Source organism: Roseomonas haemaphysalidis (genome assembly GCF_017355405.1).
In the GTDB taxonomy this organism is placed as follows: Bacteria; Pseudomonadota; Alphaproteobacteria; order Acetobacterales; family Acetobacteraceae; genus Pseudoroseomonas; species Pseudoroseomonas haemaphysalidis.
On the sequence record NZ_CP061177.1, the window covers coordinates 523742 to 546543 of the forward strand.

Here is a 22802-nt window from a genome sequence, read left to right on the forward strand (position 1 = left end):
CGGCCATGGATGCCCTGCAGGCCCTGACCGGACGCGCGCGCGACGACCTCGCCCGCATTGCCCACCCTGCGCGGCCCTGGGTGCCGCCGCGCCCCGGCCCGGATGGAAACGCGGCGCTGGACGTGCTGGTGGTGGGCGCCGGGCAGTCCGGCCTGGCGACCGGCTTCGGCCTGCTGCGCGCGCAGGTGCGCAACATCCTGCTGGTGGATGGCGCGGCGCGCGGGCTGGAAGGCCCGTGGCTCACCTATGCCCGGATGCCGACGCTGCGCAGCCCGAAGGACTACACCGGCCCCGACCTCGACATCCCCAGCCTGACCTACCAGTCGTGGCACGAGGCCCGCTACGGCGCGGCGCATTGGCAGGCGCTGGACCGCATCCCGCGTGGCGACTGGGCCGCCTACCTGCTTTGGCTGCGCGACACCGTGCAGGTGCCGGTGCTGAACGAGACGGTGGTGACGGACATCGCCCCCGCCGGCGACCTGCTGGCGGTGACGCTGCGCGCAGCGGACGGCACGGAAACGCTGCGCCACGCCCGCCGCGTGGTGCTGGCCACGGGGCAGGACAGCCTGGGCCGCTGGGCGATGCCGGATTTCGTCGCCGGCCTGCCCGCCGCGCTGCGCGCCCACAGCGCGGATGCCATCAACTTCGCGCTTCTGCGCGGCAAGCGCGTGGCCGTGCTCGGCGCCGGCGCCTCGGCACTGGACAACGCGGCCAGCGCGCTGGAAGCCGGCGCGGCGGAGGTGCACCTGTTCTGCCGCCGCCCGGAGCCGCAGCTGGTGCAGCCCTACCTGTGGCTGACCTTTGCCGGCTTCCTGCGTCACCTTTCAGACCTGGACGACCGCTGGCGCTGGCGGCTGATGCGCCACATCCTGAGCTTGCGGGAAGGCTTCCCGCAGCCGACCTGGGACCGCTGCGCGCGGCATGGCCACTTCACCCTGCATGCCGGCGCCCCCTGGCGCGGCGCCCGCGCGCTGCCGGGGGGCGGCGTCGAGATCGACACGCCGCAGGGGCCGTTCCAGGCGGATTTCCTGATCTGTGGAACCGGCATCGAGATGCAGCCGGCCGCGCGGCCGGAACTCGCACGCTGCGCCGGCAACATCGCCCTCTGGGGCGACCGCTACGCCCCGCCGGAAGGCGAGCGCGACGACCGCCTGGCCCGCTTCCCATACCTCGGCGCCGACTACGCGCTGCAGGAGAAGACGGTGGGGCAGACGCCCTGGATCGCCCGGCTGCACCTGTTCTCCATCGCCTCCACCCTCAGCTTCGGTGCCTCCGGCTCCTCGATCAACGCCATGACCACGGCGGTGCCGAAGCTGGTGAACGGCCTGACCCGCGCGCTGTTCACCGAGGACGTGGAACACCACTGGGCGGAGCTGCAGGCCTGGAACACGCCCCAGTCGGTGCTGCGGCGCCCGGTGACGGCATGAGGGCACGCTTTTTGCGTATGAAGATCACGATCTCCGCGCCGCGCCCGGCCCCGGGTGCCCTTTCCGAAGGAATGCCAGCATGACCGTGACCCGACGCCAAGGCCTGATGGGCCTTGCAGCCCTCGGTGCCTCGCCGATCGCATTGAGCGCCGCGCCGGCGCTGGCCCAGGCCGCCAGCCGCGCGGAAACGCTGCGCCAGATCACCGGCGGTGCCATCAACACCCTCGACCCCACCATGCCGGGCACGACGCGCGAGTCCTTCGGGCTGAGCATGAACGTCTACGACCGGCTGGTCGCCTTCGGGCGCAAGCAGGTGAACGGCAACTGGGTGTTCGACAACACGGAGATCCGCGGCGAGCTGGCCGAGCGCTTCGAGATCAGCGCCGACGGCCTGACCATCACGCTGCACCTGCGCCCCGGCGCGCTGTGGCACGACGGCACGCCGGTGACGGCGGAGGACGTGAAGTGGTCGCTCGACCGCCACGTCAGCGCCAAGTCGCTGGCCGTGTCGCAGTTCCAGACGGGGTCGCTGACCAGCACGGAGCAGTTCCGCGTCGCCGGCCCCGGCGTGGTGGTGGTGACGCTGGACAAGCCGGACCGGCTGGCGCTGTCCAACCTCGCCGTGACCTACGCGATCATGATCAACAGTACGCTGGCGAAGAAGCACGCCACGGATGACGATCCCTGGGCGCAGAAATGGATGCAAACCAACACGGCGGCCGGCGGCGCCTACAAGGTGGAAAGCTTCCGCCCCGGCGTGCAGGCCGTGCTGACGCGCAACGAGGACTGGAAGAACGGCCCCCTGCCCTTCTTCCGCCGCGTCATCTCGCAAACCGTGCCGGAGGCGGCGACGCGCGCCAACCTGATCGAGAAGGGCGACGCCGACATCGCCATCGACCTGCAGACCAGCGACATCGCCTCGCTGGAAAGCCGTGGCCAGGTGAAGGTCGCCTCGATCCCGCAAACCAACGGCTTCACGCACATCTCGTTCAACACCCGCATGGCCCCCTTCGACAACCCGAAGGTGCGACAGGCCATCGCCGCCGCGCTGCCCTATGACGACATGTTCAAGGCCTCGTTGTTCGGGCGCGGCCGCAAGCTCTATGGCGGCGACTGGACCACGCCCCCCGGCATCGACTTCCCGCAGCCGATGCCGGTGAAGCAGGATCTCGACAAGGCCCGTGCCCTGCTGGCCGAGGCCGGCATGGCCGGCGGCTTCGCCACCACCTTTTCCTTTGGCGCCAGCACCGCAGCCACCGCCGAGCCGGTGGCCGCCCTGGTGCAGGAGGCGCTGGGGCGGATCGGCATCAAGGTGGAGATCCAGAAGCTGCCGGACGCGCAGCTCAACACGCTGCAGGCGGAAAAGAAGCTCGCCTTCTACACGGATTCCGGCACCGCCTGGCTGCCCGCCACCTACTACTTCTTCTTTCTCTACTTCACCCGCGACCAGCGCTGGAACTTCGCGAGCTGGGAGAACCCGCGCATCGCCGAGCTGGCCAACGCCGCCCGCTTCGAGCGCGACCCGGCGGCCTATGAGGCGCAGTGCCGCGAGATGATCACCATCCTGGCGGACCAGATGCCGCTACTGATGCTGTGGCAGCCCAACATGGACGCGGTGATGGGCAAGTCGATCGAGGGCTTCACCTACCAGTTCTACCGGCAGGTGGATTTCCGCGACCTGAAGCGGGCCTGAGCGAATGCGGGCGCTGGGGCGGGCCGGGCGGCACGTGGGGGGGCGGCTTCTGGCCGCCATCCCCGCGGTGCTGGGCGTGCTGGTGCTCACCTTCCTGGTGATGCGCGTGCTGCCCGGGGACCCGGCGGTGTACTTCGCCGGCGGCCCCAGCGCGGGACAGGCGGAGATTGATGCGCTGCGCGCCGAGATGGGCCTCGACAAGCCGGTGCCGGTGCAGCTGCTGTATTATTTCCGGGATATCGCGGGCGGCGACCTCGGCCGCTCGCTCACCACCGGGCAGCCGGTGCTCACTGATATCCGCCAGCGCCTGCCTGCTTCCCTGGAGCTGACCTTCAGCGCCCTGCTGATCGCGCTGCTCGCCGCCGTGCCGCTGGGCATCCTGGCGGCGCTGCGGCCGGGCTCGGCGGTCGACCACCTCGTGCGCTTTCTGTGCACCATGGGCGTCTGCATGCCGACCTTCGTCACCGGGCTGCTGCTGATCTACGTCTTCTACTACCTGCTGGGCTGGTCGCCCGACCCCACCGGGCGGCTCGACATCTTCGCCGCCACGCCGCCCGAGATCACCGGCTTCCTGCTGGTCGACTTCGCGCTCACCGGCGACGGGGAGGGCTGGCGCGCCGCCGCCACGCAGCTGCTGCTGCCCGCCGCCACCATGGCGCTGTTCGTGCTGGCGCCGCTGGCGCGGATGACGCGCGCATCGATGCTGGCGGTGCTGGGCGGCGAGTTCATCCGCACGGCACGCGCCATGGGGCTGCCGGGCTGGCGCATCATCCTGGTCTATGCGCTGCGCAACGCCATCCTGCCGGTGCTGACCATCGCCGGCATCGTCTTTTCCACGATGCTCGGCGCCAACGTGCTGGTGGAGAAGGTGTTCTCCTGGCCCGGCGTCGCCTCCTACGCGCTGGATGCGCTGCAGGCCTCGGACTACGCGCCGGTGCAGGGCTTTGTGCTGCTGATGGCCAGCATTTTCGTGGTGGTGAACCTCGTGATCGATCTGCTCTACGGCCTGGCCGACCCGCGGGCGCGCGCCGAATGAGCGCGACCACCGCACCCCCGTCCATGCTGCGCCACGCCGCCTGGGTGCTGCGCGGCAACCCGGTGACGGCGGCGGCCCTGGCGGGCACAGCGCTGCTGGTGCTGGTCGCGCTGCTGGCACCCTGGCTGGCTCCTTACGACCCCGTGGCGACAAACGTCGCCAACGCCATGCGGCCACCTTCCGCCGCCCATTGGTTCGGCACGGACCAGCTCGGGCGGGACATCCTCAGCCGGTTGATCCACGGCACGCGGCTGGACCTCGCCATCGCCGCCTCCGCCGTCGGCCTGTCCTTCGCCGTCGGCGCCGTCATCGGCGCCTTCTGCGGCTATCACGGCGGGCGGCTGGACCGCGCCGTCGGGCGCTTCGTGGACGTGCTGATGGCCTTTCCGCTGTTCGTGCTGGCGATGGCGATGGTCGCGGCCCTCGGCAACCAGGTGCAGAACATCGTCTACGCCACGGCCGTCATCAACCTGCCCTTCTACATCCGCTTCGCCCGCACCGAGGTCGCGGTGCGGCGCCAGGCAGGCTGGGTGGAGGCGGCGCGGGCCTCGGGCAACGGCGGCGGGCGCATCGTGCTCGGCTTTCTGCTGCCCAACATCCTGCCCAATGTCGCCGTGCAGATCTCGCTCAACCTGGGCTGGGCCATCCTGAATGCCGCCGGCCTGTCCTTTCTCGGCCTCGGCGTCACGGCGCCGACGCCGGAATGGGGGATCATGGTGGCGGAAGGCGCGCGCTTCATCACCGCCGGGCACTGGTGGCTGGTGGCCTTCCCCGGCCTCGCGCTGATGTTCGCCGTGCTCTGCTTCAACCTGCTGGGGGACGGGCTGCGCGACATCCTGGACCCGAGGATGCGCACGTGACGGCTCCGCTGCTGGACGTGGACAACCTGCATGTCGCCTTCGCCACGCGGCGCGGCCGGGTGGAGGCGCTGCGCGGCGTTTCCTTTGCCGTGCCGGCCGGCGGCGTGCTGGGCATCGTGGGTGAAAGCGGCTCGGGCAAGTCCGTCGCCTCGCTGGCGGTGATGGGGCTGCTGGACCGTGCGGGCGCGGTCACCGCCGGGCGCATCCGCTTTGACGGCGCCGACATCACCCGGGCCGGCGGGCACGCGCTGCGGCGGCTGCGCGGTGCCGCGCTGTCGATGATCTTCCAGAACCCGCGCGCCGCGCTGAACCCGATCCGCGCCGTCGGCGCGCAGATCGCCGACGTGCTGCGCGCCCACCGCCCGCTGTCGGCCGCCGAGGCCAAGGCGCGCGCGGTCGCGCTGCTGGAAGCCGTGCAGATCCGCGATGCCGCCCGCCGCGCCGCCGCCCTGCCGCACGAGCTTTCGGGCGGCATGTGCCAGCGCGTGATGATCGCCATGGCGATGGCCTGCGAGCCGCGCCTGATCATCGCCGACGAGCCCACCACCGGCCTCGACGTCACCACCCAGAAGGCGGTGATGGACCTGCTGTCCGGCCTGGTGCGCCAGCGCGGCATGGGATTGGTGCTGATCACCCACGACCTGGGTCTCGCTGCCCAGTACTGCGACCAAGTCACGGTGATGGAAGCCGGCCGCGTGGTGGAAAGCGCGCCCCCCGCGCGGCTGTTCGGCGCCCCGCGGGAAGCATATACGCGCCGCCTCGTCGCCGCCTGTCCCACGCCCACCTCCACCATCGCCGGCCTGACGCCCGACGCCCCGCCGCTGCCGCCGGCCGCCGCTGCCCCGCCCCGGCCGCCGGGAACACCGTTGTTGCTGGAGGTACAGAACCTCGCCAAGCGCTACCCCGACGGCACGGTGGCCGTGGACGGCGTTTCCTTCGCCATGCGCCATGGCGAGAGCCTGGGGCTGGTAGGGGAAAGCGGCTCGGGCAAGAGCACCATCTCCCGCCTGGTCACCCGGCTGGTCGATGCCACCGGCGGCGAGGTGATCTTCGAGGGCGAGTCCATCGGCGCCATCCCGGCGCGCGATTTCCACCGCGCGCCGCAACGCGGCCGCGTGCAAATCGTCTTCCAGGATGCCGGGGAAAGCCTGAACCCCCGCTTCTCGGCGTTCGACAGCATTGCCGATCCGTTGCGACGCCTGTCCCGGCTGCACGACCCCGTGTCGCTGCGCCAGGGCGTGCAGGAGGCGGCCGACGGCGTCGGCCTGCCGCGCGCCCTGCTGGACCGCTACCCGCACCAGCTGTCCGGCGGGCAGCGGGCGCGCGTCGGCATCGCCCGCGCCATTGCCGTGCAACCGCGCCTGCTGGTGCTGGACGAGCCCACCGCCGCGCTCGACGTATCCGTGCAGGCGGTGGTGCTGCAACTGCTGGAGCGGCTGCGCCGCGAAAAGGGGTTGTCCTACCTCTTCGTCAGCCACGACCTGAATGTGGTGCGGATGCTGTGCGACCGGCTGATCGTGCTGCGCCAGGGCCGCGTCGTGGAACAGGGCGAAAGCGCGCGCGTGTTCCAGGCGCCTGCCGATGCGTATACGGCGCAGCTCATCGCCGCCATCCCGCATTTCCAGCCGGAACGCGCGCTCGTTTGACGATGCTCCCTGAGCAGACAGGCATCAGGAGAAGTCGGGCTGGTGCTGCACGCTGCTGCGGAAATCCTCGATGTGGCGATTCATCGCCGCTTCCGCCGCGGTGCGGTCCCTGTGGGCCAGGGCGGCCAGGATGTCGGCATGCTGCGCGACCACGGATTGCCGTTGCGGCTGCTGCCCGGCCGCGATGAACCAGAAGCGGATGGCGCGGTCCTGCAAGTTGCGCAGGATCCCGGCCAGCACGGCATTGCCCGACATATCCGCCAGCTTCTCATGAAAGGCGCGGTCCAGCTGCATCAGCAGAGGCGTCTCGCTGACCGTCGTCACCGCGGCGCTGCGCAGGACGATATCTTCCAGCGCCACGAAGTCGGCCTGGGTGGCACGCAGGGCGGCGAGGCCCGCGGCATGCACCTCGTTGATCAGGCGGGCCTCCACGATCTCCAGCAGGTCGCGTTGTTCGAGGTCCCGGATTTCCACGCCGCGGCGTGGATGCACCAGCACCAGCCCCTCCACCCGCAGGCGGTCGAAGGCTTGCCGGACCGGGGTGCGGCCAAGCCCCAGTCTTTCCGCAACATCAGCCTCCCGCAGCCTCGCACCGGGATGGAAGCGGCAGCTGATGATCTGCGAACGGATCTCGCGATAAGCCTCCTCCTGCAGGGAAGGCGTCGGATCAGGCCTGGGGCTCACATGGCTCCCTGTGCAGCAAGACGGAAACCGCAGCATTGCGTCAGGGCCGCCCTTGTTTCAAGCCCGGGGGATGAACATCGGGGGTGAGGTTTCCGGCGCGCATGCGGGTGCCGCAGCAGGCCACCCCTTGCCGGGCGAGGCTCGAAAGCGCCGGCTGCGACGGGCGGATGGGCCAACACGGTGCCGACGGCCAGCGGAGCCTGCCCGTCGGCACCGTCAGGGGCCACTGGGGGCATAGGCCAGCGCGCTACCAAGGCACATCTTGAAGGAGAATTGCGGACGGGCCTGCAAGACCTCCGCCTTGCCGCCCAACGTCGGACGAGAACATGCCTCCGCTGCAGCGCCGCAGCCCTCGCCAAACCCGCCCCCTGTCGCACCGGCACCCCGGCCTTTTCGGTGCAACCGAAGGACAGGGGGCCGCCGCGCCCCGGTGGTGCCGGGGCTCACGGATCAAGCCTGGGCGTGACCGAAGTCCGAGGTATCGCGACCGGGGCCGATGCGCCGCCCCTGCCGCAGCGCGGCCTGGATGCGGTCGATCAGTTCGGTGCGCTTATAGGGCTTGCCCAGCACTTCCATGCTGCCGGCCTTGGGGCCATCCAACGACATCTCGTCGTTGTAGCCGGTGGTCAGCACCACCGGCGTGCCGGGCGCGCGCTCGCGCAGCTGCTCGGCCAGCACTAGCCCGTTGGCACCGCCAGGCATGATGACGTCGGAAAACACTAGGTCCACGGCATCGCCGGAAGCGGCGGCCTCGTCGAACAGCCGCAGCGCTTCTTCCGCGCTGTGCGCTTCCAGCACGCGGTAGCCGGTGTCGATCAACGCGTCGCGCGCCATCTCGGCGATCTCGCGGCTGTCATCCACCACCAGCAGCAGCGGCGCGCGCGCGGTGCCATCCACCGGGTGGGGCTGGTAGCCGATGCGCTCCCCACCATTCTCGTTCTGCTCCCCTTCCGGCACGAACTTCGGAAAGATCATGCGGATGGTGGTCCCCTGCCCGGGGATGCTGTCGATTTCCAGCCGGCCGCCCGACTGCTGCACGAAGCCATGCGTCATGGCCAGCCCGAGGCCAGTGCCGTGCTGCGGACCCTTGGTGGTGAAGAACGGCTCGATCGCCCGCGCCTGGATGTGCGGTGGCATGCCGATGCCCTCGTCGCTGACCGAAAGCATCACGTAGTCGCCGGGCTCCAGCTGGCGGGCGGCGGCATCGCCGTTCAGGTGAATGGCGCGCGTGGTGACCGTGATGGCGCCACCGTCGGGCGAGGCGTCGCGGGCGTTCACCACGATGTTGAGCAGCGCCATCTCCAGGTGCGTCGGGTCCACCCGCACCTTGGGCAGGCGCCGCTGCAGGCTGAGATGCAGGTCCGCCTTCTCGCCCACCGAGGTTTCCAGCAGCTCGGTGAAGGAATTCACCAGATGCGTCAGGTCGACGCTGCGCGGCTCCAGCCGGGTGCGGCGGGCAAAGGCCAGCAGCTGGCGCGTGAGCTTGGCGCCGCGTTCCGAGGCGGCGGCGGCGATGTCGTGGAAGCGGTCAAAGGCCTGGTCGTCGAAGCGCCGGGCCTTGAGCCGTTCCAGGCTGCCGTCGATCACGTGCAGGAGGTTGTTGAAGTCATGCGCCAGGCCGGCGGTCAGCTGGCCGATCGCCTCCATCTTCTGCGCCTGACGCAGCGACTGCTCGCTGTCGCGGCGCACGGACACGTCGAGCTGGCTGGCGAAGAAATAGATCAGCTCGCCCTGCTTGTCGAAGACCGGCCCCATGAAGATGGCGTTCCAGAACGGCGTGCCATCCCGGCGGTAATTCAGGATCTCCAGCGCCACGGCGCGCTTTTCCTGGATCGCCTCGCGCAGCTGGCGGACGGCCGTGGGGTCGGTGCCGGCGCCTTGCAGGAACCGGCAGTTGCGGCCCAGCACCTCCGCCTCCTCATAGCCCGTGAGGTCGAGAAAGGCATTGTTGGCAAAGGCGATCGGGCAGTCGTCCTGGCGCGGGTCGGCCAGGATCATCGGCATCCGGGTCATCTCGACGGCGGCGAAGAACACGCTGCCGCGGTCGTCCAGCGTGGTATCGGTGATTTCCGCCTGCCGCCAGTGGTGCATGCCCGGGCTGCCGATCGGCTCGTTGGCGCCCTGGTCCATGGCTCCCCCGGCGGGGATGCCGGTCGCCTGCGGCGATGCGGAAGGCTTGTTCTGTTCGGTCCTGTTGCTCATCGGTTTACCCTTGGTCAGGTCACCTGCCTGCCGCAGGTCGTATGGAAAGCCTTAGATAGGGGGACACCGGGTGTTGACCAGCCCGGTTCACGCTGCCGCCCCCGCCCCGGCGGGTTCAATATGCCGGGCACACGCCGCCCGGCACGGGGCCAGTATGCCACGCGGGCGTGGATGTCACGGGGGGGCCTCGTCGCTCTGCTCGTGCTCGGCCAGAACACGGCGCGCGGCATCGGCCCGGCGGTAGCGGCCCACCAGGTCGGCGAGGCCTTGCGGGCTCATGCCCCGCGGCGCACCCATGGGCACCGTGACCACCCGCCGCCGCGCATCCACCGTGACGCGGCGGCCGCCCGCCAGCCGTGCCGGAAACGGCGTCTCGGCCGAAAGCAGGAGGCGGGTTTCCACGCCGTTTCGCGTGCCCGTCATGGCGACGTCCAGCACGTGCCGCCACGCCACCGGGGCCTGCAGCCCGACCACCAGCACCTCGTCCGGCCGCAGCACCAGCACCGGCGGATTGCCCTGGCGCAGCCGGAACAGGCCGAAGGCCAGAAACAGCAGGCCGATGCCACCCGCCACCCCGCCAATGAGCCATGCCTCCCCCATGCTCAGACCGCTGAGCCCGAAGGCGGCGAGCGCCAGCCCGGCCAGCGCGAACAGCACGCCGACGCCCGTCAGCAGCAGCGCCTGCGGGCAGCGGTTCTCGGCCACCGTCACGGTTTCCGTGCCGACCTCGGTCGCCGCACTGTGCAGCGCGTCCCGCTCCTGCCGCGCGGCCTGCCGGGCGACGGCCAGGAAGTCCTCGGTCGCGGCATGGCACAGCCGGTCCGGCTCGGCGAAATAGCCGCCCAGGCGGGCCAGGGCGCCGGGCGGCGGCGGCGCCATGGCCTCGGCCAGAAGCGCGGGCCCGGGCTGCTGGCCCAGCGCCTGGATGCGCTGGCGCGTTGGCGGGTGGGTATCGGTGGGGTGCGGCTGCTCGGCTTCCAGATGCCCGGCCGGGTCGTCCAGCCCGCGCTCGGCGGCCTGTGCCAGAATGGCCGCCAGCAGGTCCGGCGGCGCGCTGCGCGGCGCCTGAAAGGCCGGGGCCAGCGTTTCGCCGATGCGCGGGTCGGCCGCCGAGGTGCGCAGCAGCGCCCGGGCGGCGGCGCCGGCCGAGGTCACCTCGGCGCCCGCCGCGTCGGCGGCGAATTCGCGCAGGCGGCTCCAATGCCGCACGGCATGGTGGAACTGGTCCATCACGAACAGCCCAAGGCGCAGCGCCGGCCGCATCAGCGGCGACACGGTGCCGTCGCCCACCCGCCCGGCTTCCACCACCGCGTCCAGCGAGCGCCCGACACCGGCATAGATCGGCAGAAAGCGCAGGCTGTATTCGGTGTCGCCGCCAGAGAAATGCGCCAGCTCATGGCCGATAATCGCCGCGACCTCGTCTTCCGGCAGCAGCGCCAGAAAGGGCAGCGGCAGGTACAGCGTGCGGCCGCCCAGCGGGGCGTCGCCCGGCTGCAGCAGCTTGGGGCCGGAACTGACAAAGAAGCCGCCGCTGAGCCCGACCACCACGTTGTCCGGCCGCAATGCGCCGAGGCGGGCCGCCAGCTTGTCCACCACACGCCACAGCCCCGGCGCCTCGGCCGGCGACACGGTGCGGCCGATGATGGCCAGCGGGTCCGGGGCAAACAGCTTTACCGTGCCGCGCAGCTGCAGCACCGCGCGCGCCGCGGTCCACAGGCTGGCACCGACGGCAATGGCCGCGATGCCCAGCAGCTTGGCGCTTTCAGTTGAGAAGCCGCCGTCCAGCACCGGGCCCGCTGCCTCAAAGATCACGGCGGCGACGAAGCCCACCGCGAGCAGCACCACCTGGGCGCCCAGCACGGGCGGCAGCAGGTGCCGCACCAGCGAAAAGCCGCGCACCAGCGCATCACGCGACCGGCGGCCGAGCCGCCCCAGGACGGCGGCCGCCAGCAACATCAGGGCCGACAGGACGCCGACCACCGCGCCGCAGCCGATCACCACCGGCGGCAGAACGCGCCTCGCCCGGGCGACGGTGACGGCGGTGTCGCGCTGGCCCAGCGCCTCGCGCGCCTTGATCAGTGCCAGCGGGCCCGCATAGTTGTGGCCGCCGTCGCGGAACACCGCGCCGCTGTCGAAGCCGCGGCTGGGCACGGGCCGGGCTTCCAGCCTGGCCACGACCTTGGCGATGCCGGCCTGGCGGGCCTCGGCTTCCTGCTGGTCGTCCAGTCCCCGTCCCTGCTGCCACAGCCCGAAGGCCAGCAATGCGAGGGGCAGCAGCACCGTGGTGGTGATCAGGCCCAGCGTCGCGCGCAGGCGGTGGGGGCGATCGGAGTTGCTCATGTCCGTCCTGTTCCTCGCAGCGGCAACGGGAGCGGAGCCGTAAAGTCGCGCGAGGCGATCATCACGTTTCAGCCAAGCCGCCCCTGGGTTGCCCCGGGCATGGCGGCCGAAACGCGACGGGCCGCGGGACATGGCCCCGCGGCCCGTTTGTCAGAAACGGCAGCCGGCGGTCAGGCCAGCTGAGGCAGGCGGTCGATCAGCTTGTCGAGCGTGATGGGATAGTCGCGCACGCGGATGCCGGTCGCGTTGTACACCGCGTTGGCGATGGCGGCGCCCACGCCGCATAGCCCCAGCTCGCCCACGCCCTTGGCCTTCATGGGCGAGGACACGGGGTCCGTCTCGTCCAGGAACACCACCTCCTGGTGGGGCACGTCGGCATGCACCGGCACCTCGTAGCCGGCGAGGTCGTGGTTGACGAAGAAGCCGTGGCGCTTGTCCACCGCCAGTTCCTCCATCAGCGCGGCGCCAAGGCCCATGGTCATGGCGCCGATCACCTGGCTGCGGGCCGACTTGGGGTTCAGGATGCGCCCTGCGGCGCAGACCGCCAGCATCCGGCGCACGCGCACCTCGCCGGTCATGCTGTGCACCGCGGCTTCCACGAAGTGCCCCGCGAAGGTGGCCTGCTGGAAGCGCTTGCCGAGGTCGCCGTATTCCATGGTGTCCTCGGCCACCAGCTCGCCCCCCGCCGCCGCGTCGCCCAGCGGCACGCTGCGGTTGCCGAGCCGCACCACGCCGTCCGCGAAGGCCGCATCGGCCGAGTTCAGGCCGACCTTCTGCGCCACCGCCTCGCGCAGCTTGACGCAGGCGGCGTAGACGCCGGCCGTGGCGCTGTTGGCACCCCACTGGCCGCCGGAGCCGGCCGACACGGGAAAGCTGGAATCGCCCAGCCGCACGACCACCTTGTCCATCCCCACGCCCATCATCTCCGCCGCCGTCTGGGCGATGATGGTGTAGGAGCCGGTGCCGATGTCGGTCATGTCCGTCTCGACGGTCACGACGCCCTGGCGGTCCAGGCGCACGCGGGCGCCCGACTTCATGACCATGTTCTTGCGGAAGCCGCTGGCCACGCCGAGCCCCACCAGCCAGTCACCTTCGCGCCGCGCGGCGGGGCGGGCGTCGCGCCGGTCCCAGCCGAAGCGCTGCGCGCCCTGGCGCAGGCATTCCACCAACTGCCGCTGGGAGAAGCGCCGGTCCGGCTGTTCCGGGTCCACCTGGGTGTCGTTGCGGATACGGAATTCCACCGGGTCCATGCCCAGCTTCTCCGCCATCTCGTCCATGGCGATTTCCAGCGCCATCAGCCCCGGCGCCTCGCCCGGCGCGCGCATGGCATTGCCTTCCGGCAGGTCCAATTCGGCGAGCCGGTTGCCGATCAGGCGGTTGGCGCCGGCATACAGCAGCTTGGTCTGGTCCACCGCGTTTTCCGGCTCGCCATCCGGCAGGTTGCCGGACCAGCCCTCATGCGCGATGGCGGTGATGCGGCCATCCTTCTCGGCGCCGATGCGGATGCGCTGGATGGTGGCGGGGCGGTGCGTGGTGTTGTTGGCCATCACCGGCCGCGTCAGCGCCACCTTGACCGGCCGGCCCGCCGCGCGGGCGCCCAGCGCGGCCAGCACCGTGTCAGCCCGCAGAAACAGCTTGCCGCCGAAGCCACCGCCGATGAAGGGCGAGATCAGCCGCACCTTCTCCTCCGGCATCTTCAGCGTCTTGGCCAGGTCTTCGGTGGTCCAGGCGATCATCTGGTTGGACGTCCAGACCACCACCTTGTCGCCATCCCAGGCGGCGATGGAAGCATGCGGCTCCATCATCGCGTGCGACTGGTCGGGCGTGGTGTAGGTGGCGTCCAGCGTCACCGGCGCGGCGGCGAAGGCGGCCGCGAAGTCGCCCACGGTGGTGTCGGGCGAAGCCTCGGACGGGCCGATCCCGGCCTGCTTGGCGGCCGACAGGTCGAAGGCCCCCTCGCCCGCCGCGTAGTCGACCTCGACCAGCTGCGCCGCGGCGCGCGCCTGCTCGAAGCTTTCCGCCACCACCAGACCGATCGCCTGGTGGTAATGGTCCACCTCCGGCCCACCCAGCAGCTTGGCGATGTTCTTGCTGCCCTTGCCGAGCGGCCCGGCATTCTCGGCCGTGACGATCGCCAGCACGCCGGGCGCGGCACGCGCGGCATCCAGCCGCATGGCCGTGATGCGGCCCTTGGCGATGCCGGCCGGGATCACGTAGCCATAGGCCTGATGCGACACCACGTCGTGCCGCTCATAGGCATAGGGCGCGCGGCCGGTGGTCTTGAGCGGACCGTCGATGCGATCGAGCGGCTGGCCGATCACCTTGAGCTGGTCGATCGGGTTGCTGCCGGCGGGTGTGTCGAACTTCATGGTCTCAGCCCCTCGCCTCGGCCAGCGCGGCGTGCAACGTGCGCTCCGCCAGCGTTACCTTGAACGCATTCTCGTGGGTGGGTTTGGCATCGGCCAGGATGGCGGCCATGGCCGGCTTGGCGCCGCGCCGCACCTCGGCTTCCGCCGCTTCCACGCGCCACGGCTTGTGCGCCACGCCGCCCAGCGCCACGCGGGCCGAGCCGTCCGGCTGCACGATGGCACCCACCGACACCAGCGCAAAGGCATAGGACGCGCGGTCACGCACCTTGCGATAGATTTGCGTGCCGCCCACCGGCTTGGGCAGGGTGACGGCGGTGATCAGCTCGCCCGTTTCCAGCGCCGTCTCGACCTGGGGCGTGTCGCCCGGCAGGCGGTGGAACTCGGCGATGGGAATGGCACGGGTGTTGCCATCGGGCTTCACCGTTTCCACCACCGCGTCCAGCACGCGCATGGCCACCGCCATGTCGGAAGGGTTGGTGGCGATGCAGTGCTCGCTTTGCCCCACCACCGCGAGTTGCTTGCTGTAGCCGCCGATGGCGGCGCAGCCCGAGCCCGGGCTGCGCTTGTTGCAGGGCTGGTTGGTGTCATAGAAATACGGGCAGCGCGTGCGCTGCAGCAGGTTGCCCGCCGTGGTGGCCTTGTTGCGCAGCTGGCCGGAAGCCCCCGCCAGCAGGGCACGGCTGAGCACGCCGTAGTCGCGCCGCACCCGGGCATCGGCCGCCAGGTCGCTGTTGCGCACCAGCGCACCGATGCGCAGCCCGCCCTCGGCGGTGGGCTCCACCTTGTCCAGCGACAGGCCATTGACGTCGATCAGATGCGCCGGGGCCTCAATCTGCAGCTTCATCAGATCCAGCAGGTTGGTGCCACCGGCGATGAACTTGGCACCGGGGCGGCGGGCGGCCGCGGCGGCGGCCTCGGCGGGTGTCGCGGCCCGCTCGTAGGTGAAGGGCTTCATGCCTGACGCTCCGCCACCTCGGTGATGGCCTCGATGATGTTGGAATAGGCACCGCAGCGGCAGATGTTGCCGCTCATCCGCTCGCGGATCTCGTCGGCCGTGACCTGCGGGGCGGCGTTGAGGTCGGCCGAGACATGGCTCGGCATACCCGCCTTGATCTCGTCCAGCACCGCGACGGAGGAGCAGATCTGCCCCGGCGTGCAATAGCCGCACTGGTAGCCGTCATGCTTCACGAAGGCGGCCTGCATGGGGTGCAGCTTGTCCGGCTGGCCCAGCCCCTCCACCGTGGTGATGCTGTCGCCCTGGTGCATCACGGCGAGCGACAGGCAGGCATTGATGCGGCGTCCACCGGCGATCACGGTGCAGGCACCGCACTGGCCGTGGTCGCAGCCCTTCTTGCTGCCCGTCAGATGCAGGTGCTCGCGCAGCGCGTCCAGCAGCGTGGTGCGGTTGTCCAGCTCCAGGGTGCGGGACTCGCCGTTGATGGTCATGGAAACACGGGTCATGGCAGTTCTTTCGGAGTCGCCGCCGGCGGGAGCAGGCTGCGCCACGGCGAAACGCGGCAACGCGCCGATGGCGGCGGCGGCTCCACCCGCCGCCATCATGCCACGACGCGAAACGTCCAGCTCATCGTGGATCTTCATGCTGCTGAGTCCTTTTTGACGAAATCCCGCTCAGGCGACGTGAAACAGGGTCGAGTGCTGAACATCTTTTTCTGGTGGTGGTTTCGTGCCAGCGGCACCCGCTTCAAGTAACAGCGGGTCCAGCTTGGCCGTTTCTTGCTGCCGTGCTCGTTGTTCGGGCAAGTGAACGACGGATTTATTGCGAATGCTTTCGCAATACCCGGCGGCTTGCGTGGCGGGCGGCAAAGGCGGAACCTCGGCCACAGATCACCGGAGAACCGCTCGCCATGCGTCTTGTGCCCGCCCACCCGCCCCGCCACCCTTCCGCCGGGGGGCACTGAGGCGATGGAACAGTCCGACATGACGGCGCGGCAGGTTTATGCCGCCCTGAAGGCCGGCCCGCAGCGCCGGCGCTTCGGCTTCGGCGACCGCGCGGCGCTGGTGAACGTGGACGTGCAATGCGCCTACACCCAGCCCGGCCAGTTCAACACGGCCTACGAAACCGACCCGCGGCAGATCGAGCACATCAACGCCATGGCGGCGCTGTGCCGCGAGGCGGGGTTTCCGGTGGTGTGGACCTATGTCGCCTACCTGGACAGCGGCGAGGATTGCGGCGTCTGGGGCACCCGGTCGGACACGCCGGATTCGCTGCAGAACATCAAGCACGGCTCGCCCCGCGCGGCGCTGGACCCGCGGTGCGAGGTGCGGCCTGCGGACGTGGTGATGCACAAGCGCATGGCCTCGGCCTTTTTTGAAACCAGCCTCGGCTCGCTGCTGACCTTCCACAAGGTGGATACGGTGATCGTCACCGGTGGCTCCACCTCCGGCTGCGTGCGCGCGACAGTGGTGGATGGCCTGTCGCGCGGCTACCGCATGATCGTGCCGGAGGAAACCACGGCGGACCTGCATGAAAGCCCGCATTTCGCGAACCTCTACGACATGGCCGTGAAATACGCCGACGTGCTGCCGGTGGCCGAGGCGCTTCAGGCCCTGCCGCGCATGGCCGGCGCCGCCCGCTGGTGACCCCGCGCCGCCCCGCGCCGGCGGGGCGGCCTCTTGCACGCCACGAAAACCCCGCCTAGCCAGGGCGCATCATGGACGCCCCCCGCCCGGTTTCCGCACCGATCATCATCTTCAGCTTCGACCGACCGCACTACCTGCGGCGCTTTTGCGAATCGCTGCGCGCGCAGCAGGGCGTGACGCTGAACGAGCGCCGCATCTACCTGGTGCAGGACGGCGCCGTTTCCCCCCGCTCCGGCGTGCGCTACGCGGAGGACGCGGTGCTGGCAGCCTCCGTCGCCGCCTTCCGGGACGTGTTCCCGCGCGGGCAGGTGGTCCCCTCGCGCGACAACCTCGGCATCGCCTTCAACATCCGCCGCGGCGAAACCCTGGCCTTCGAGGCGCTGGACGCCGGGTGGGGCTACTTCTTCGAGGACGACCTGGAGCTCGGCCCCGCCTACCTGCTGATGCTGGAACGCATCCACGACGCGGTGGCCGACCGCCCCGAGGTGTCCTACTTCGCCGCCTATGGCGAGCACCGCCGCCCCGCCGACCCGGCCGACCCGAAGTTCGTCTGGCTGGACCACCACTGGGGCTTCGCCCTGCGGCGGGAAGCCTGGGCACGCATCAGCGACTGGCTTGCCCCGTATTTCGCGATCCTGCGCCCGACGGATTACCAGCACCGCGACCACCTGGCCGTGTTCGATTTCCTGCGCCGGCAGGAGATGGCGGTGTCCACCTCCTCGCAGGACGCGCTGAAGTCGGTGGCCTCGGCCATGCTGGGGATGGTGCGGGTGATGCCCGACATCGGCTTCGCCCGCTACATCGGCGAGCGCGGCGCCTCCTTCAACCCGGAACGCTTCCGCGCACTGGGCTTCGACCGCGTGGTGCCGCTGGAGCGCACCGACATCGCCTTGCCGGCACTGGGGCGGGAGCGCGCGCAGCATTTGCTGGAGTCGCAGCAGGCCCATTACCGCCGCTTTCGCTCAGAGCAGTTCGAGCCGTTCCTAGAAAGCTATCGCCAGCGCCACTTCGCGCCCCGCCGGCTGCTGGAACGGCAGGACGTCGAGGGGTTGTACCGCCTGCTGCTGGACCGGCTGCCGGAAAGCGAGGCGGTCTTTGAGCAGAATGTCGGGCGGCGGGACCTGGCGGGGCTGCGGCGGGATATTCTGGGGAGTGCCGAGTACCGGGGGCGGAACACGGGCTGAGGGCGCGGCCAAAGGAGGCTCCGCCTCCTCTGGACTCCGCCGCCGGGGTAGCTGAGCCACCCCGGACCCCGGCATCAGAAAGCTTTCGGACCAACAGCCCGAAGGGGCGCGACAGGGCGATTTTTAAAAGGCCACCCGCGCCGTGTTCTCCAGTCCCCGAGGGTCATCGACCCTCGGGGCGCAACGCACAACAGATGTCGGGGCCTGGGGTGGTTCAACCACCCCAGCGGGGGTCCAGGGGGCCAGCGCCCCCTGGCCACGCCCGCCAGGATCAGCGCAACAGCACCGGCAGCATAGCGTCCAGCCGCAGCCGCCCTTCCCAGGTTGCCGCCAGCCGGCCGTTGGGGAGCCATTGCAGGTACTCCTCGTCCAGGCAGGCGGACAGCATGGTGGGGTTCACGGCCTCGGCCAGGGACAGGCCGGTGCGAACCCGCAGCCGGTCGGGGTCGATGCCTTCGGACAGGCGCAGCCCCATCAGCATCGCCTCGCGCGCGCGGTCGCGCGAAGACAGGGTTTCCTCGGCGGTGACGGCGTGGCCATCGGCTTCCACGCGGGCCAGCCAGGCCTCGGGGCCGCGATGGCGGCGGGCGGCGTGCAGCTCGCCGCCCAGCATCAGCCGCTGATGCGCCCCGGCGCCGATGCCGATGTAGTCGCCATACCGCCAGTAGGCGAGGTTGTGGCGGCTTTCCGCTCCCGGCTTGGCGTAGTTCGACACCTCGTAGGGGGCGAGGCCGAAGCGGGCCGCTTCCTCGCCCGTGGCGAAGTACAGCTCGGCGGCGGCATCGTCTTCCGGCAGCGCGAAGGCGCCGCGGGCATGTTCCGTGGCGAAGCGCGTGCCGGGTTCGATGGTGAGCTGGTACAGAGAAAGGTGGTCGGCGGCCAGAGCCAGGGCCTGCCGCAGCTCGGCGCGCCAGTCTTCCAGGCGCTGACCCGGGCGGGCGTAGATCAGGTCGAAGGACAGGCGGGGAAACAAACCACGCGCGGCTTCCAGCGCCGCGATGGCCTGGCCGGCATCGTGCTTGCGGCCCAGGAAGGCGAGCTGGGTGTTGTCCAGCGCCTGCACGCCGAGGCTGGCGCGGTTGACGCCGGCGGCGCGGAACTCGGCCAGCTTGGCAGCTTCCACGCTGGTGGGGTTGGCTTCCAGCGTGATCTCGATGTCGGGCGTGGGGTCGAACAGCCGGCAGGCATCGGCGATGACGTCCGCGACCACCTGGGGCGGCATCAGGCTGGGGGTGCCGCCGCCAAAGAAGATGGAAGCCAATGGGCGGCGGGCGGCGGGGTTGTCGGTCTGCAGCCGCGCGGCTTCCCGCGCCAGCTCGGCCTGCAGGGCACGGCCGAAGCGGGCAGCGTCGACGCTGTCGCGCACATGGCTGTTGAAGTCGCAATACGGGCACTTGGCGGCGCAGAAGGGCCAGTGCACGTAAAGGGCAAGCGGTTCGGTCATGATGCGCGGGGGTATGCGCCCGCACCCCCGCGGCGTCGAGTCGCGCCGCTCAGTCGGTGGGGGCGAGGCTCTTGATCAACTCGAACACGCGCTTGCGCACCGAAGGCTCGTTGATGCGGTAATAGGCCCGCACCAATTCCAGCGTTTCGCGCTTGTGCAGGGTGTCATCCTCGAACCCCTCCTGCTGCTCCGCGAAGCCGCCCATGCGGGCGCGCATCATGCTGTTGCCGCCGCCGCTGGCATTCGGCATGCCGGGCATGTCGTCGAAAAAGAAGCCGATTGGAACGTCCAGCACGCGGGACAGGTCGAACAGCCGGCTGGCGCCGATGCGGTTGACGCCACGCTCGTATTTTTGGACCTGCTGAAAGGTCAGGCCCAAGGCCTCGCCCAGCTTTTCCTGGCTGAGGCCAAGCAGCGTGCGCCGCAGCCGCACCCGGCTGCCGACATGCGTGTCGATCGGGCTGGGACGGTGCTCCTTGTCCGCCGTGGCGGCAGGCTCGGCGTTGGCCATGGAACTGAACTCCGGGGGCGAGACATCGTGGCAGGGGCGGACGCGCCCCGATCATCCCTAACAGACTATTACTATTTAGGGTTGCGCCGGCCCAGCGTCAACTCTTTCGAGAATTCCAGAAAATAATACGTTGTGTCGAACCATTTGCGCGCAACGGCATTGCGCCGGCCAGTGCGGCCGCCGCCAGAACCCCGGCGATCCAGGCGCCGAAGCGGGAATACGGAGTCGGCGGCAGCGCGCCGGGCAGCGGCGCCAACACGCTGCCGGTTTCGCCCAGCCCGATCCGCGCTGCAACCGCACCGTGTGCGTCGATCACCGCCGACACGCCGGTTTGTGCCGCCCGCGCCAGAGGCAGGCCTTCCTCCACCGCGCGCAGCCGGGCGGCAGCCAGGTGCTGAAAGGGCCCGGCCGACCAGCCGAACCAGGCATCGTTGGTGATGTTCAACAGCCAGGCCGGGCGCGATGCCGGCACCACCGCGCCGGGAAAGATCACTTCGTAGCAGATCAGCGGACTGAAGGCCGGCAGCCCGGGCACCGTCATCGCCACCGCGCCGGGCCCCGACGAGAAGTCCAGGCCACCCTGCACCACCCGGATCGGGATCAGCCCCCGCAGCGGCATGTATTCACCGAACGGCACCAGATGCGTCTTGTCGTAGAAGCCCAGCAGCGTGCCGCCGGGCCCGACGGCGGACAGGCTGTTGAACACCCGCTCCGGCCGGCCGTCCGCCCCCCAGTCCGCCCGCACGGAACCGGCCAGCAGAACGCCGCCCGGCGGCAGCGATTCGGCGGCGTAGCGGCGGGCATCGGGGTCGTTGGGCAGCAGAAAGGGGCTGGCGGTTTCCGGCCAGATCACCGCCAGCGGCACGCCGGCCGGCGCGCGCGCCACGCCATCGCGCGTCAGGTCCAGATAGCGGCGGAAGATCGGCCAGCGCTGGTCCTCACGCCACTTGGCTTCCTGCTGGATGTTGCCCTGCACCAGCAGCAGGTTGACCCCCGGCGCCGCGGGCAGCGGCTGGTTCAGCCGCCAGGCGCCCGCCCCGGCCGCCAGCAGCAGCACCCCGGCGCCGGCCGCCACCGCCCGCCGCTCCAGCGCCGGTAGCCCGGCCAGCAGCACGGTGGCCAGCGACAGTCCGAAGGTGCCGACCAGCGCCGCGCCTTGCAGGGGCAAGGGGTGAAACGCCCAGACGCTGCCCATCAGGTTCCACGAAAAACCGGTGAACAGCACGCCGCGCAGCATCTCCGCCAGGGTCCAGGCCCCGGCCAGGGCCAGCCAGCGCCGCCACCCCGGCGGCGCCCGCCAAGCGACCACCGCCACCGCCGCGACATACAGCGCCAGCGGCAGCGCCAGACCCGGCACCGCCACCGGCACCAGCCAGCCCCAGCGCCACGGGTCGGTCAGCAGCGCATGGCTGATCCAGTACAGCCCGACGATGTGGTGCCCCATGCCCCAGGCGAAGCCCAGCATCCCCGCCCGCTTCCAGCTGCCTGCCCCGTCCAGCAGCGCCAGCAGGCCGGGCACGGCCAGCAGCAGCACCGGCACCGCGTGCAGCGGCGGCAAGGCCAGCGCCGCCAGCGCGCCCAGCCCCAGGGCCGCGAGCAGCGCGCGGCGGCCGGACAGGTGGCGCAAGCCAGAAAGCAGGGCGATGGTCACGGGGCGCGGTGCTCCGGCACGGGTTGTCGGGTGCCTTAGTGAAGGCCGGGGCGCCGAGGGGCAAGGCGGGGGTTCGCACCGGTGGCACTTCAGGGGAGCGATGCCCCCTCAAACTCCCTTGCAGGAAGGTTGAAGCCCCCCGCATCCCCATGCGGCGGGGCGGTGCCTCAGGCCGGGCGGCGTGCCTTGAGCGCGGCGGCCAAAGTGCCATCGTCCATCACGTCCAGCGCACCGCCCATGGGCACGCCCTGCGCCAGACGGGTGACCGACACATTGGAACTCCGCAGCCGGTCATGCAGGTAATGCGCGGTGGTGGCGCCATCCACGGTGGCCGGCAGCGCCAGGATCACTTCATGGATCCCGCCGCCCGCCACGCGGGACAGCAGCGCATCCACCGCCAGATCCTCGGGCCCGACGCCGGACAGGGCGGACAGCACCCCGCCCAGCACATGGTACAGCCCGCGATGCACGCGGGCGCGTTCCAGCGCCCACAGGTCCGCCACGCCTTCCACCACGCACACCATTTCCTGGTCGCGGTTGGGATCGGTGCAGATGCGGCAGGGGTTGCGGGTGTCCAGATTGCCGCAAACGCGGCAGGGCGTGACGGCCTCGGCCGTGCTGCGCATGGCATCCGCCAGCGGCAGCATCAGCCCGGCCGGGTCACGCAGCAGCTTCAGCGCGGCACGGCGGGCACTGCGGCGTCCCATGCCGGGCAGCTTGGCCAGCAGCACGATCAGCCGGTCCACCTGATCGGTGGCATTGTCGCCGTGATCAGGTGGGATCACCGGCGCCTCAGAACGGCAGCTTGAAGCCGCCGGGCAGGCCGCCACCCATGCCGGGGATGTTCAGCCCGGCGGTGGCCTTCTGCATCTCCTCGGCCATCATCGCTTCCACCTTGGCGCGGGCATCGGCGTGGGCAGCCAGCACCAGATCCTCCAGCACCTCGGTTTCGGCGGGGTCGACCAGCGAGGGGTCCACCGTGAGCTTCTTCATGTCGCCCTTGCCGGTCAGCGTCACCTTCACCATGCCGCCACCGGCCGCGCCTTCCACCAGCGTGGCTTCCAGCCGGGCCTGCATCTCCTGCATCTTGGACTGCATCTGCTGGGCCTGCTTCATCATGCCGGCGAGGTTCTTCATGGCTGCTCCTGCAGAGG

The 22802-nt window shown here is 70.6% G+C and carries 18 protein-coding genes; 7 read left to right on the forward strand and 11 right to left on the reverse strand.

The features are described 5' to 3' along the window. The first annotated feature begins 5 nt into the window (after window positions 1–5). From IAI59_RS02375 to IAI59_RS02395, 5 genes are all read left to right on the forward strand, one after another. Window positions 6–1427, forward strand: coding sequence for a flavin-containing monooxygenase (locus IAI59_RS02375; protein ID WP_207417926.1), 1422 nt, complete (start codon window positions 6–8; stop codon window positions 1425–1427). A 79-nt stretch (window positions 1428–1506) separates the two neighbouring features. Further along, the gene (locus IAI59_RS02380) at window positions 1507–3120 is read left to right on the forward strand and encodes an ABC transporter substrate-binding protein (protein WP_207417927.1); all 1614 of its coding nucleotides are present in this window, start codon (window positions 1507–1509) and stop codon (window positions 3118–3120) included. 4 nt (window positions 3121–3124) lie between these two features. Next, window positions 3125–4156: an ABC transporter permease gene (locus tag IAI59_RS02385; RefSeq protein ID WP_207417928.1), complete on the forward strand. Its 1032-nt coding sequence runs from the start codon at window positions 3125–3127 to the stop codon at window positions 4154–4156. After that, on the forward strand, window positions 4153–5016 hold the full coding sequence (locus IAI59_RS02390; protein WP_207417929.1) for an ABC transporter permease: 864 nt from the start codon (window positions 4153–4155) through the stop codon (window positions 5014–5016). Before IAI59_RS02385 ends, IAI59_RS02390 begins: the two co-directional genes overlap by 4 nt. Next, window positions 5013–6662: an ATP-binding cassette domain-containing protein gene (locus IAI59_RS02395; RefSeq protein WP_207417930.1), complete on the forward strand. Its 1650-nt coding sequence runs from the start codon at window positions 5013–5015 to the stop codon at window positions 6660–6662. Before IAI59_RS02390 ends, IAI59_RS02395 begins: the two co-directional genes overlap by 4 nt. Window positions 6663–6686: 24 nt before the next feature. Here the strand turns inward: IAI59_RS02395 and IAI59_RS02400 are convergent, their stop codons facing one another. From IAI59_RS02400 to paoA, 6 genes are all read right to left on the reverse strand, one after another. Continuing rightward, the gene (locus tag IAI59_RS02400) at window positions 6687–7346 is read right to left on the reverse strand and encodes a GntR family transcriptional regulator (protein ID WP_207417933.1); all 660 of its coding nucleotides are present in this window, start codon (window positions 7344–7346) and stop codon (window positions 6687–6689) included. A gap of 450 nt (window positions 7347–7796) precedes the next feature. Then, window positions 7797–9548 carry an ATP-binding protein gene (locus IAI59_RS02405; protein ID WP_237180788.1) on the reverse strand — a complete coding sequence of 584 codons (1752 nt, stop codon included), beginning with the start codon at window positions 9546–9548 and terminating at the stop codon, window positions 7797–7799. Between the two features lie 174 nt (window positions 9549–9722). Next, window positions 9723–11888, reverse strand: coding sequence for a M48 family metalloprotease (locus IAI59_RS02410; RefSeq protein ID WP_207417934.1), 2166 nt, complete (start codon window positions 11886–11888; stop codon window positions 9723–9725). A gap of 170 nt (window positions 11889–12058) precedes the next feature. Then, window positions 12059–14257: an aldehyde oxidoreductase molybdenum-binding subunit PaoC gene (gene paoC / locus IAI59_RS02415; RefSeq protein WP_207417935.1), complete on the reverse strand. Its 2199-nt coding sequence runs from the start codon at window positions 14255–14257 to the stop codon at window positions 12059–12061. A gap of 4 nt (window positions 14258–14261) precedes the next feature. Further along, complete coding sequence (locus IAI59_RS02420) at window positions 14262–15212, reverse strand: FAD binding domain-containing protein (protein ID WP_207417936.1); 951 nt, start codon at window positions 15210–15212, stop codon at window positions 14262–14264. Then, window positions 15209–15856 carry an aldehyde dehydrogenase iron-sulfur subunit PaoA gene (gene paoA / locus IAI59_RS02425; protein ID WP_207417937.1) on the reverse strand — a complete coding sequence of 216 codons (648 nt, stop codon included), beginning with the start codon at window positions 15854–15856 and terminating at the stop codon, window positions 15209–15211. Before paoA ends, IAI59_RS02420 begins: the two co-directional genes overlap by 4 nt. Before the next feature lie 324 nt (window positions 15857–16180). Here paoA and IAI59_RS02430 point away from each other — a divergent pair, with 324 nt between their 5' ends. Both IAI59_RS02430 and IAI59_RS02435 read left to right on the forward strand, forming a co-directional pair. Next, entirely contained in the window at window positions 16181–16858 is a 678-nt protein-coding gene (locus IAI59_RS02430) for an isochorismatase family protein (protein ID WP_207417938.1), read from the forward strand. Window positions 16859–16929: 71 nt separating this feature from the next. Then, window positions 16930–18042, forward strand: coding sequence for a glycosyltransferase family 2 protein (locus IAI59_RS02435; RefSeq protein WP_207417939.1), 1113 nt, complete (start codon window positions 16930–16932; stop codon window positions 18040–18042). Between the two features lie 271 nt (window positions 18043–18313). Here IAI59_RS02435 and hemW read toward each other — a convergent pair whose 3' ends face one another. From hemW to IAI59_RS02460, 5 genes are all read right to left on the reverse strand, one after another. After that, on the reverse strand, window positions 18314–19486 hold the full coding sequence (gene hemW, locus IAI59_RS02440; RefSeq protein ID WP_207417941.1) for a radical SAM family heme chaperone HemW: 1173 nt from the start codon (window positions 19484–19486) through the stop codon (window positions 18314–18316). Window positions 19487–19535: 49 nt separating this feature from the next. Then, window positions 19536–19997, reverse strand: coding sequence for a helix-turn-helix domain-containing protein (locus tag IAI59_RS02445; protein WP_207417942.1), 462 nt, complete (start codon window positions 19995–19997; stop codon window positions 19536–19538). A 97-nt stretch (window positions 19998–20094) separates the two neighbouring features. Then, a complete protein-coding gene (lnt, locus tag IAI59_RS02450; protein WP_237181181.1) occupies window positions 20095–21648 on the reverse strand; it encodes an apolipoprotein N-acyltransferase in 1554 nt (517 codons plus the stop codon). 167 nt (window positions 21649–21815) lie between these two features. Beyond that, window positions 21816–22433 carry a recombination mediator RecR gene (recR, locus tag IAI59_RS02455; protein ID WP_207417943.1) on the reverse strand — a complete coding sequence of 206 codons (618 nt, stop codon included), beginning with the start codon at window positions 22431–22433 and terminating at the stop codon, window positions 21816–21818. A 7-nt stretch (window positions 22434–22440) separates the two neighbouring features. Continuing rightward, on the reverse strand, window positions 22441–22785 hold the full coding sequence (locus IAI59_RS02460) for a YbaB/EbfC family nucleoid-associated protein (protein ID WP_207417944.1): 345 nt from the start codon (window positions 22783–22785) through the stop codon (window positions 22441–22443). Between the last annotated feature and the right edge of the window lie 17 nt (window positions 22786–22802).

Excerpts from the sequence above, each read along its gene's own strand:
- IAI59_RS02405 (WP_237180788.1), bottom strand. The coding sequence starts at position 9,548 with ATGAGCAACAGGACCGAACAGAACAAGCCTTCCGCATCGCCGCAGGCG.
- IAI59_RS02385 (WP_207417928.1), top strand. The coding sequence starts at position 3,125 with ATGCGGGCGCTGGGGCGGGCCGGGCGGCACGTGGGGGGGCGGCTTCTG.
- IAI59_RS02435 (WP_207417939.1), top strand. The coding sequence starts at position 16,930 with ATGGACGCCCCCCGCCCGGTTTCCGCACCGATCATCATCTTCAGCTTC.
- IAI59_RS02420 (WP_207417936.1), bottom strand. The coding sequence starts at position 15,212 with ATGAAGCCCTTCACCTACGAGCGGGCCGCGACACCCGCCGAGGCCGCC.
- paoA (WP_207417937.1), bottom strand. The coding sequence starts at position 15,856 with ATGAAGATCCACGATGAGCTGGACGTTTCGCGTCGTGGCATGATGGCG.
- IAI59_RS02380 (WP_207417927.1), top strand. The coding sequence starts at position 1,507 with ATGACCGTGACCCGACGCCAAGGCCTGATGGGCCTTGCAGCCCTCGGT.
- IAI59_RS02390 (WP_207417929.1), top strand. The coding sequence starts at position 4,153 with ATGAGCGCGACCACCGCACCCCCGTCCATGCTGCGCCACGCCGCCTGG.
- IAI59_RS02375 (WP_207417926.1), top strand. The coding sequence starts at position 6 with ATGGATGCCCTGCAGGCCCTGACCGGACGCGCGCGCGACGACCTCGCC.
- IAI59_RS02410 (WP_207417934.1), bottom strand. The coding sequence starts at position 11,888 with ATGAGCAACTCCGATCGCCCCCACCGCCTGCGCGCGACGCTGGGCCTG.
- hemW (WP_207417941.1), bottom strand. The coding sequence starts at position 19,486 with ATGACCGAACCGCTTGCCCTTTACGTGCACTGGCCCTTCTGCGCCGCC.
- IAI59_RS02460 (WP_207417944.1), bottom strand. The coding sequence starts at position 22,785 with ATGAAGAACCTCGCCGGCATGATGAAGCAGGCCCAGCAGATGCAGTCC.
- IAI59_RS02445 (WP_207417942.1), bottom strand. The coding sequence starts at position 19,997 with ATGGCCAACGCCGAGCCTGCCGCCACGGCGGACAAGGAGCACCGTCCC.
- IAI59_RS02430 (WP_207417938.1), top strand. The coding sequence starts at position 16,181 with ATGGAACAGTCCGACATGACGGCGCGGCAGGTTTATGCCGCCCTGAAG.
- paoC (WP_207417935.1), bottom strand. The coding sequence starts at position 14,257 with ATGAAGTTCGACACACCCGCCGGCAGCAACCCGATCGACCAGCTCAAG.